Annotated in this window: 8 protein-coding genes, 1 tRNA gene and 1 pseudogene; 5 read left to right on the top strand and 5 right to left on the bottom strand. The window is 66.7% G+C overall.

Annotation, left to right across the window (positions count from 1 at the left end; all coding sequences use genetic code 11):
• The 4 genes from AC1DSO_RS24045 to AC1DSO_RS24030 form a co-directional block, all read right to left on the bottom strand.
• On the bottom strand, window positions 1–283 hold a 283-nt coding region (locus AC1DSO_RS24045; RefSeq protein WP_477071207.1), incomplete at its 3' end, for a hypothetical protein.
• Window positions 284–2,839 carry an RHS repeat-associated core domain-containing protein gene (locus tag AC1DSO_RS24040; RefSeq protein WP_477071206.1) on the bottom strand — a complete coding sequence of 852 codons (2,556 nt, stop codon included), beginning with the start codon at window positions 2,837–2,839 and terminating at the stop codon, window positions 284–286.
• A gap of 196 nt (window positions 2,840–3,035) precedes the next feature.
• Window positions 3,036–4,922, bottom strand: a complete 1,887-nt coding sequence (locus AC1DSO_RS24035; protein ID WP_477071205.1) for a polysaccharide biosynthesis protein — start codon at window positions 4,920–4,922, stop codon at window positions 3,036–3,038.
• Between the two features lie 89 nt (window positions 4,923–5,011).
• The gene (locus AC1DSO_RS24030; RefSeq protein ID WP_477071204.1) at window positions 5,012–6,238 is read right to left on the bottom strand and encodes a molybdopterin molybdotransferase MoeA; all 1,227 of its coding nucleotides are present in this window, start codon (window positions 6,236–6,238) and stop codon (window positions 5,012–5,014) included.
• A 63-nt stretch (window positions 6,239–6,301) separates the two neighbouring features.
• Here AC1DSO_RS24030 and AC1DSO_RS24025 point away from each other — a divergent pair.
• Window positions 6,302–6,428 (top strand): annotated as a pseudogene (locus AC1DSO_RS24025) (hypothetical protein); the annotation flags it as partial.
• A gap of 4 nt (window positions 6,429–6,432) precedes the next feature.
• On the opposite strand, the gene AC1DSO_RS24020 reads toward AC1DSO_RS24025, so the two are convergent.
• Entirely contained in the window at window positions 6,433–7,263 is an 831-nt protein-coding gene (locus tag AC1DSO_RS24020; RefSeq protein WP_477071203.1) for a ferredoxin--NADP reductase, read from the bottom strand.
• 502 nt (window positions 7,264–7,765) lie between these two features.
• On the opposite strand from AC1DSO_RS24020, the gene AC1DSO_RS24015 reads away from it, so the two are divergent.
• The 4 genes from AC1DSO_RS24015 to nusG all read left to right on the top strand — a co-directional run bounded on the left by AC1DSO_RS24015 (window position 7,766) and on the right by nusG (window position 9,773).
• Window positions 7,766–8,185: a hypothetical protein gene (locus tag AC1DSO_RS24015; protein WP_477071202.1), complete on the top strand. Its 420-nt coding sequence runs from the start codon at window positions 7,766–7,768 to the stop codon at window positions 8,183–8,185.
• A gap of 531 nt (window positions 8,186–8,716) precedes the next feature.
• Window positions 8,717–8,792: transfer RNA gene (locus tag AC1DSO_RS24010), tRNA-Trp, on the top strand.
• Window positions 8,793–8,888: 96 nt separating this feature from the next.
• On the top strand, window positions 8,889–9,206 hold the full coding sequence (gene secE, locus AC1DSO_RS24005; RefSeq protein ID WP_056054821.1) for a preprotein translocase subunit SecE: 318 nt from the start codon (window positions 8,889–8,891) through the stop codon (window positions 9,204–9,206).
• Window positions 9,207–9,215: 9 nt separating this feature from the next.
• Window positions 9,216–9,773, top strand: a complete 558-nt coding sequence (gene nusG / locus AC1DSO_RS24000; RefSeq protein WP_047411743.1) for a transcription termination/antitermination protein NusG — start codon at window positions 9,216–9,218, stop codon at window positions 9,771–9,773.
• The last annotated feature ends 166 nt before the right edge of the window (window positions 9,774–9,939 follow it).

Genomic DNA, 9,939 nt, shown 5'->3' with positions numbered 1-9,939 from the left:
TACTATCCTCCTCAGCTGCCTCCACCTTACGCCCCTCAAGCAGTATCGATCCACTCAGTATTTCAAACAAATTTGGCAAACCATCCTCAGTGTTGGGATATGTTCCTTTTCTGTAAGCACTTATTTCTTTGAAGAAATCCCCCTCCTTGAAGAACATAAAATTTCTTACAAATTTAAACTCTATCAAAATAGATCCAGATTCGATCCCACTCAATATCAATCTCAGAAACTCTCCATTAAATGAGATTGATTCAAAGTATAAATTATCACCATACGCGCCCATTCATCCCCCCTTTTTAACCCCGTACCTAAACTTATCAGTATCTCTATCTTTGCCGCGCCCCCTCGTAACGTCCACGGTCGGCCTTCCATCATCACTGTTTGGGCGAACTGTAATATTCGCCCCATCTGAGGTTTTACCGGTCCGAATACCATCACCTCGATCTTGTACAGTTTCCGGATCTACACTGTTGTCGAAGTCGTCATTCGCATCTTTGATACCTCCCGGCTTTCCGTACACTTGATCTTTAACGCCGGTCTTTCCCGGCCGCTCCACCTTCGCGCCATCCTGAACGGGCAGGCCGCTGGAAGGACGCTCAGCCTCATTCTTATGAAAATGGTCCCAAACCTTGCCACACAAAGCAGCACATAGAACGCCACCCACCTCAATAGTGGCACCGAGACCGGCTCCAACCGCCGCACCTGGCGCGCAACCGATTTCAACCGTTATTGCGCACCCAGCACCAGCCATCGCTGGAACAAGCGGGCCCAAGCCGCTTGAGTCTGTTTTATTGAGCGGGTCATTCCCTACATAGGCATACCAGTTAAGCCCGTCGTCATACCCGATCGGGTCCGTCTGCAGGAACCGCCCGTTACGCGCGTCATAAACCCGCGCCTTGTAGTAATAGAGCTCCACCTCCGGCAGGGCGATCTGGCCGGTGTAGCGGAAGCGTGAGCCGGCCCAGGACTGGGCCTCGCCGTACGGCCCGTAGGCATAGGTCGAGAGGCTCTTGTCGCTCAGCGAATAGCCTACCACCGAGCCCTGGCGATCGGCGTGCAGCCATTGCGGGTTGGTGTCGTTGGCCCCTTCGAACCAGACCAGCGGATTGTCGGTCCCCACGCCATGCACATAGCGGCGCAGGCGATTGCCCGACCCGTTGTATTCCCCCACTAGGCGGTCGCCGTCGTAGAGGAAGCGCGTCACCACGCCGCCGGCCGTCGTGGTCAGCAGTCGCCCCGTCGGATCGTAGGCCAGGGTCTGGGTCGTGGTCTGACCCTGGGCGTCGGTCTTGGCCACCTGGACCAGGCGGTTTTCGGCGTCGTAGGCGAACTTGCGCGTGGCGTTGGAGGTCACGTCGACATCGACGAGCAGGTTGCCGTTGCAGTCGTAGCCGGCCCCGGCCGCCCCGCAGACGCCGTTGGCCAGGCTCGCCACGGCGGTGTTCTGGTTGAGGCCGTTATAGAGCAGTGAGGTCGTGGTGCTGGGCTGCCCCGTCCAGATCAGGTTCGGGTTGCTCTGTTCCTGGGTGACGACCTGACCGGCCGGGTTGTAGCCGAAGGCCTGCCAGATCTTGGCCCCGCCGCCGAACCCGTCGTGGTGGATATAGTCCAGCAGGCCGTTGGCCGGATCGAAGTGGTAGGCGCTCGCGACGCCATTGTTCGGCGTGGCGGTCTTGGGCCGACCCAGCTCGTCATAGGTGAAGCTTTCGAGAAGCCCGGCCGAACCAGCGACCGTCTCGAGGCTTCCGTCGGACTTGTAGCCGTAGGCGGCATAAACGCCTGTGTCGTCCCCCGGGTCCGCGCCCCAGATCACGCGCGTCCGGTTGCCGGCCGCGTCGTAGCGCGAGCTGACCAGCAGGGTCCCGCCCGGCCCGGCCGTCGCCTCGCTCGTCCGGCGGCCGGCCTTGTCGTAGGTCGAGGCGACGCTCGAACCCGACCAGCTGATCGAGGTGGCGCGGCCGAGGAGATCGTAGACGGTCGTCACGTCCCCGGCCGAACCCGGAGCGTCCTTGAAGACCTGGCGATTGAGCTTGTCGTAGGTGAAGACGAAGGTCTGGCCGTTGCGCTTGGTCAGCTGGGTGCGATTGCCGTTGGCGTCGTAGTCGTAGAGCTCCCTGTCCGTGCCGCTCGAATTCGGCGATCCCAGCGTCGTGGCCGGAAACTGAAGCTCCCGCAGACGGTCGAAGCGGTCATAGACATAGGTCGAGGTGTTGTCGTTGGCGTCGCGCCGATAGGCCACCTTGCCGTTGGCGGTGTAGCCGGTCTCTTCCTCGAACGGCTGGACCAGACCGCCGCCGCGACCACGCTCGACGGAGGTCAGCTGGCCCGCCGCGTCGTAATGGTTCTTGCTGATACGGTCGGGTCCGGCGGCGTTGTCGACGCCCGCCACCAGCGAGCAGGGGTCGGCCTGCGACGTCACGCCGGCCGGCGCCATGCGCACGGCGGTGCAGTCGAGCTGGTCGTTCTTGTCGTACGAGTACTGCGTCAGGCCAAGGGCGCTCTTCTCCCAGACCAGATTGCCGACCGCGTCGTAGTCGTAAGCGACCATCAGCTCGGCCTGGGCGACGAAGTCCGAACCATCGATGGTGTTGCCGAAGCCGATCCACTTGGTCTTCAGCTGGCTGTCGGGATTGTACTCGTACTTCTCCATGCGCCGCGGCCGGCCCGTGCCCGCGCCGTCCGGGTCGGGGCCGATCTTCATCGTCACCCGGCGCATGGCGTCGTATTTGAAGTAGGTCGTCAGGTCGGTCGGCGTAGCCGTGTCGGCCCATGCGCCTTGCGCGATCACCAATACGCACAGCGCCGCCAGCACGCTGGCCCAGCGTCCAACCCAAACCATGCCCAAAGCGCCCCCAACAACCTTGGGGCGCACAATCCAAGATCGCGTAAAGCTTGGCAATAGCCGGTCAGGTGTCTCTTCGTATTTTAAAGGCCTCGCCCCTTGGCCGCGTCGGAAATCCAACACGTGCTGGCCGCTGAACCGTCCCCGTCGCGAATAACGGGACCGGCGTCGCCCGCGGAGAGCGCGAAGCGCCCTATGAGGCCCGGATCTTCACCACCTTGGACGGCCCCACCTGGCGGAGGTCCTCGACCAGGTCGAACAGGTGGGCGCGGACGGCCGCTTCGTCGCCGTCCTCGGCCAGGGCGTCGAGGGCCTCCAGGCGTGCGTCCTCGATGGCCGGGGCCGGCGAGAGGCGCAGGGCCTCCATGATGCCGGGGGCCTTGGGCCGGGCGACCTCGTTCACGTCGACCAGGGTCTCGGTCAGCTTCTCGCCAGGACGCAGGCCGGTGATCTGGATCTCGATGTCGCGGCCGGGAACCAGGCCCTGCAGCTCGATCATCCGCTTGGCCAGGTCGATGATCTTGACCGGCTCGCCCATCTCCAGGGTCAGGACCCCGGCCTCGGGTTCGGAGGCGATCATCGACAGGGCCACGGCCCGCAGCACCAGCTGCACGGCCTCGGGGATGGTCATGAAGTAGCGCTCGACCTCGGCGTCGGTCAGGGTGAGCGGGCCGCCGCGGGCGATCTGGCTCTGGAAGATCGGCACCACCGAACCGGCCGAGCCCAGCACGTTGCCGAACCGGACGATGCTGACGCGCATGTCGCCGCCGCCGCCGTACTGGCGGGCCACGGCCTCGGCCACGCGCTTGGCCGCGCCCATCACGCTGGTCGGGGCCACGGCCTTGTCGGTGGAGATCAAGGCCAGGTGCGCCGCGCCGCAGGCCTTGGCGGCGGCGGCGACGTTGCGGGTGCCCAGCACGTTGGTGCGCACGCCCTCGCACGGATGGTTCTCGACCAGGGTGACGTGCTTCAGCGCCGCGGCGTGGAAGATGATGTCGGGCTTCTGCTCGGCGAAGACGCGGCGGACCCGGGCGGCGTCGCGGACGTCGCACAGGATCTCGCGGCGATGCAGGGCCGGGTGGCTCTCGGCGATTTCGCGGTCGATGTGGAACAGGTTGTATTCCGAGGCGTCGACCATGGTCAGGTGGACGCAGCCGCTGGCGGCGATCTGGCGGCACAGCTCCGAGCCGATGCTGCCGCCGGCCCCGGTGACCAGCACGCGGCGGCCCGAGACCAAGGCGCGGACCGGCTCGGGATCCAGGCGCACCGGCGGACGGCTCAGCAGTTCTTCCAGGCTGATCTCGCGCAGGACCGGTCCGGGCGGGGCGCCGGCGCCCATCTCGACCACGCCGTGGCGGCGCAGCAGGCGCACGCCCTCGGTCTTCAGCCGGCCCAGGCGCTCGGCCCCGAAGGTGCTCATGGCGCTGTCGGTCAGGAACAGGATGGCCGACGGCGATAGGCCGCTGTCACGAAGCCGGGCCAGCACCCGGTCGAAGTCGGCGATGGCGCCCAGCACGCAGACGCCGCGCAGCTCGTCGCCGGTCTCGCGGTCCATCGGCGAGACGACGCCGATCGGGGCGTAGCGTTCGCCCAGCCCCGCCGGCGCCCGCAGGAAGGCCTCGGCCTCGGACGCCGAGCCGACGATCAGCAGGCGCGGCAGGGCCGGGTGCATCGAGGCCGGACCCAGGCGCAGCACCGAGTCGAGCAGCTGGCGCTCGTGCAGGCTGCGGCGGATCACCCGCAGGGCCGACAGGAAGGTGCCCTGGATCAGGGCGGCGCCGGCCACGGTGCGCAGGCCGCCGTCGATGCCGGGATGCAACAGCCGGGTCAGGACCATGAAGGTCGCCGCCGTCAGCACCGCCGAGCGGAACAGGCGCAGGTGGTCGCTGGCCGACACGAAGCGCCAGGGCGCGCGCTCGACGCGGAACAGCAGCTCGACGATCAGCGAACCCAGCGCGTAGAGACTCGCCTGCAGCAGCGTGTCCCGCGTGAACGGCATGTCGATGACGAGGTAGCGGCCGACCAGCAGGGCCAGGAAGGCCAGCAGGACGTGGGTCGCGATCTTGCCTGCATGCCCCATGAAACGAACCTCTTGAGCCTGAAGGCCGGGGCGCGCCCCGGGGGAGAGTCGGTCCCGGAGTAGCACGCCAATTCGCCGCCGTCGCGGTTTCAGCCTCGGCGGAGGGGCAGAACTTCCACGACATCGTTCGCCGAAACGGCCGGCGCCCCGGCTCGGCGCCGGAGCAGAGCGTCGGCCCGCGCGAACACGCCGACCAGCGAGGAATCCTGGTCGGGGAAGGCCTTGGCGACCGTTCGGCCCTCGGCGTCGACCGACAGGGCCGCCCGCATCCAGTGCTCGCGCGGGCCGGTGGCGGGCAGAGGTCCAGCCAGCCGGGCGGCGACCAGGTGGAGCTCGGCGTCGGCGCTGGGCAGGGCCGCCAGCAGCGGGCGCAGGAACAGCTCGGCGCAGACCATGGCCGAGGCCGGATTGCCGGGCAGGCCCAGCACGCGCCTGCCGTCCGCGAGCCGTCCGAACCAGGTCGGCTTGCCGGGGCGCACCGCGACGGTTTCGACGGCGAGCTCCAGGCCCAGGGTCCGCAAGGCCGGCTTGACCAGGTCGTGGTCGCCGACCGAGGCGCCGCCGATGGTGACGATCAGGTCGGCCTCGACGGGATCCACCGCGGCCGCGATCGCCTCAGCGTCGTCGGCCGCGGCGGTCAGGCGGACGGCCTCGCCGCCCCAGGCCTGGATCAGCGCGACGAGGCTGAACGAGCCGCTCTCGAAGATCTGGTCGGGACGCGGCGTTCCGCCGGGCGCGACCAGCTCGTCGCCGGTAGCCAGGATCGCCACGCGCGGCCGGCGGGCGACCGGGACCTTCGCCAGGCCGGCCGAGGCGACCAGGCCCAGCCGCCAGGGATCGATGACCAGGCCGGGCGCCAGCAGCGCATCCCCGGCTTTGAAGTCGCCGCCGGCGGGCCGGATGTTGGACTTGGGATTCTCGCCGGCCTCGAAGCGGACCGTGTCGCCGTCGCGGACGGCCTCTTCCTGGATGATCACCAGGTCGGCGCCGGCCGGGACCGGGGCGCCGGTGAAGATGCGGACGGCCTCGCCGGGCTGGACCGCGCGGGCGAAGGCCTTGCCCGCCGCGCTCTCGCCGGCGACCGCGAAAGCCTTGCCCGGGGCATAGTCGGCGCGGCGGATCGCCCAGCCGTCCATGGCCGAGGCGTCGAACGGCGGCTGATGGCGCGAGGCGACGATAGGTTCGGCGAGAACCCGGCCGATGCTGTCGGCGAGGGAGACGTGTTCGACGCCCAGGCGAACAGCGCCGTCCAGCATCCGGGCGCGGGCGTCCTCGACGGTGAGGTTCTTGAGGTGGCGCAGGGCGGGGGCGGTCATGGGTTTGTATCCGCTACTCGGCCGAGCGTTTGGAGATCGTAAGTATCAGGGGATCCCAAAACTTGTCATCCCGGCCGCAGCGAAGCGGAGAGCCGGGATCCAGGGGCCACCGCGTTGCGCTTGGCCCCTGGGTCCCGGACAGCCTCTGCGAGGCTTCCGGGATGACAAGAAATATTGGTCTTTACGGTAGGCGATCAGCCCACGAACGCCCGCTCGATCACGAAGTCGCCCGGGTCGGCGTTGGAGCCTTCCTTCAGGCCTTGGGCCTCGAGCAGGGCGGCGGTGTCCTTGATCATGGCCATCGAGCCGCACAGCATGGCGCGGTCGTGCTCGGGGTCGAACTTCACCTGGTCCAGGCCGAGGTCGCGGAAGATCTGGCCGGAGGTGATCAGGTCGGTGAAGCGGCCCTGGCGCTCGAACGGCTCGCGGGTCACGGTCGGATAGTAGGTCAGCTGGGCCTTGGCCTCGTCGCCGACCAGCGGGTCGTCGTGGATCTCGGCGGTGAACAGGTCGCGATAGGCCAGTTCCTGCACCTCGCGCACGCCGTGGGCGACGATCACGCGTTCGAAGCGGGCGTAGGCGTCGGGGTCGCGGGCCACCGACAGCCAGGGCGCCAGGCCCGTGCCGGTGCCGAACAGGAACAGGCGCTTGCCCGGGCGCACGGCGTCCAAAACCAGGGTGCCGGTCGGCTTCTTGCCCAGCAGGACCTCGTCGCCCTCCTGGATCAGTTGCAGGCGCGAGGTCAGCGGGCCGTCGGGGACCTTGATCGAGAAGAATTCCAGCTCCTCGGCGAAGTGCGGCGAGGCCACCGAATAGGCGCGCAGGATCGGCTTCTTCTCGCCCAGTTCCTCGCGCGGCGGCAGGCCGATCATCACGAACTCGCCCGAGCGGAAGCGCAAGCTGGCCGGACGGGTGATCGCGAAGCTGAACAGGCGGTCGGTCCAGTGCTTGACCCACAGCACCTTCTCGACGTGGTGCGGGGCTTCCTTCACGGGGGGCGTGGGAACGGTCGCGGTGGCCGTCATCTGAACTCTTGTGTCCTGTGCGCGCGCTCGGCGCGGAAGAAGCGCCAGCCCTCGTTGAAACTCAAGGGGGGCGGCGCGGATGAAGCCGCCCTGGCCCTTTGGCGGCGCCTGTCTCATGTGAGCATGGCCGTCTTGATGTCAACGCGGGTTGTCTAAAGCGGACTTCGGAAAATCTGGGTCCCTCCACCGACGCGGCGGCGTTGTGTCGGGAAGCCGTAGGATCACACGAGTATTCGATCGAAACAGAAAGCGTCGTCTCGGTCCGCGAACAGTCGTTCAGATGAGAAAGAGTGTCAGCTGAGGTCGGCATGAGATTGCGCGGTTCGCGCCAGAGTTCTGAAACCATGGGCGTCTGTCGTCCGGTTAAGGACAATCTTTTTCCCAAACCGCGAAACCGCCGCACCGCTTTTTCGAAAACGTCAAAAATGTGATTGCCGGGTCTTCAAACGAGGCGCAGACTTCGTTTTGCTTCGTTCGCGGAGCCAACGATACGGAGGAACGTATGCGGGTATGGTTCGTAGGGGCCGCCGCGGCGGCCGGTCTGTTAGCGCTTGGGTTGGCTGGTTGCAGCGACGGCGGCGCGAAGACGAAAGTCGCGCAAGCTCAGCAAGTTATGGTCGAAGGGACGCCGGTCACGGCGTCGGGCTGCGTGCGGCCCGTCGAAAGCACCAACTGCCTCGTCGTGAAAGGGCGTGGCGGCGGGTATTACGACATCAGCAGCGCCAGCCCAGCGCCTGATCTCAGCAAGGGCGTGGCGGTGTCGCTGCGCGGCACGGACAGTGGCAAGAACACTCAGTGCGGGCGTGAGCTGACGAACATCAAGTTCAGCTACCTGGGCATTCAGTGCGGCGCGAGCATCCCGTCCAGCGCGTCGACCGAGACCGACAAGGCCGCCAAGGCCAAGACGGCGAAGGCAGGCTGATCCAGCCGGCTAGCCAGGGCGTGACAGCCGAAAGTGGATGCCGGTTTCGGCGCCCGTCACGCTCTAGACGTTAAGGCTAGCCCTCGCCGGAGCCCGGATCAGTCCGGGTCTTCGGCGAACGGGCGCTGTCGGCCGCGTTCTGCGGCTCGGTGGCCGGCCGAGGAGGCTGTCCCTCCCGAGGCGCGGGCCGCTGGTTCTCGTGCTCGACCTCCCGATTCGACGGGCGGTCGGACGAAGAAGGCTGTGAGGGTTGGCTGGAGATCGTGGGCATGGAAGGGTAACGCCCGATCCAGGCCTTTGATCCTGCGCGGATCCGCGCGAGATCGGCCCGCGAACCCCGCCCACGAACCCCGCCCGCTGGCCCAAAACGCCGCGAACCCGCCAAACCTCAGCGCGCCGCTTGCCCGTCGGGTGCGACCCTGCTAAATGGCGCGGCTCTGGCGACTGGACGTGGCGCGTCGAGGCTGCAAAGCCCTCTGGCGCGCTGTCTGTCTCCGGGTGTCCGTCAGCCCGAAAGGGCGGTCGGTCTGCAGGAGTGTAGCTCAGCTGGTAGAGCGTCGGTCTCCAAAACCGAAAGTCGTGGGTTCGAGTCCCCCCACTCCTGCCACTATATGTTTGCGACGGGTCGGCTTCCGGCCTCGTCACATTTGCCCCGGGTCGCTCGCGATCCGAGGTCTTTAGGAAAGTCGTGAGCCTCTAAAGCATGGCCAGGAAACCGGGATCCAGCCCGTCCGCGATCAAGTCCCGCGCCGCCAAGACGGCCGCGGCGATGGCGCCTGCCGGCGCCGCCGCGACGAGCGCCGCCCCCGCCGCCCCGAAGAAGCGCACCAGCCCGGTGCAGTTCTTCCGCGAGGTCCGCGCCGAGACCCGCAAGATCACCTGGACCACCCGCAAGGAGACCTGGATCACCTCGGTGATGGTCTTCATCATGGTGGTGATGGCGTCGCTGTTCTTCCTCGCCGTCGACGGCGGGCTTGGCTTCGCCGTGAACCAGCTTCTGAAGCTGGCCACCTCGGGATAAGATAGAGCGATGAGCACCGAAACCGCCTCGAACCCGAACCACAAGTGGTACATCGTCCACGCCTACTCGAATTTCGAGAAGAAGGTGGCCGAGAGCATCCGCGAGCAGGCCAAGAACCAGGGCCTGGAGGAGAACTTCTCCGAGATCCTGGTGCCGACCGAAGAGGTCGTCGAGATCCGCCGCGGCCGTAAGGTCAATGCCGAGCGCAAGTTCTTCCCGGGCTACGTCCTGGTGAAGATGAACCTCTCGGACGAGGCCTATCACCTGATCAAGAACACCCCGAAGGTGACGGGCTTCCTGGGCAGCGGCTCCAAGCCGATGCCGGTCTCCGAAAAGGAAGTCCAGCGCATCGTCGGCGCCATCGAGGAAGGCGTCGCCGCCCCGAAGGCCGTGGTGCTGTACGAAGTGGGCGAGAACGTCCGCGTCACCGACGGCCCGTTCGCCAGCTTCAACGGCTCGGTCGAATATGTCGACGAGGAGAAGGCCCGCCTGCGGGTCACCGTCTCGATCTTCGGCCGCGCCACCCCGGTCGAGCTGGAATACAGCCAGGTCGAAAAGATCGCCTGATCCTTCGATCGGTTTGAGATTTCAAAGCCCCGCGCCGGCAACGGCGCGGGGCTTTTGCGTTGTGGGCGTCGGCGCGGAAAGTGGAAAGTTATCCACAGAGCGCACGCCCCCTCCGTCACGTCGCCTATCGGCGCCGCGCCACCTCCCCCGTTTCACGGGTGAGGAG

This window comes from Caulobacter sp. P4_E5 (assembly GCF_056401555.1).
The sequence above is the reverse complement of the archived record's forward strand: the minus strand, read 5'-3'. Positions and strand labels throughout refer to the sequence as shown.

Bases quoted from the DNA above. Each gene is read 5' to 3' on its own strand.
- AC1DSO_RS24040 (WP_477071206.1), bottom strand. From the start codon at position 2,839: ATGGTTTGGGTTGGACGCTGGGCCAGCGTGCTGGCGGCGCTGTGCGTA.
- AC1DSO_RS24035 (WP_477071205.1), bottom strand. From the start codon at position 4,922: ATGGGGCATGCAGGCAAGATCGCGACCCACGTCCTGCTGGCCTTCCTG.
- AC1DSO_RS24030 (WP_477071204.1), bottom strand. From the start codon at position 6,238: ATGACCGCCCCCGCCCTGCGCCACCTCAAGAACCTCACCGTCGAGGAC.
- AC1DSO_RS24020 (WP_477071203.1), bottom strand. From the start codon at position 7,263: ATGACGGCCACCGCGACCGTTCCCACGCCCCCCGTGAAGGAAGCCCCG.
- AC1DSO_RS24015 (WP_477071202.1), top strand. From the start codon at position 7,766: ATGCGGGTATGGTTCGTAGGGGCCGCCGCGGCGGCCGGTCTGTTAGCG.
- secE (WP_056054821.1), top strand. From the start codon at position 8,889: ATGGCCAGGAAACCGGGATCCAGCCCGTCCGCGATCAAGTCCCGCGCC.
- nusG (WP_047411743.1), top strand. From the start codon at position 9,216: ATGAGCACCGAAACCGCCTCGAACCCGAACCACAAGTGGTACATCGTC.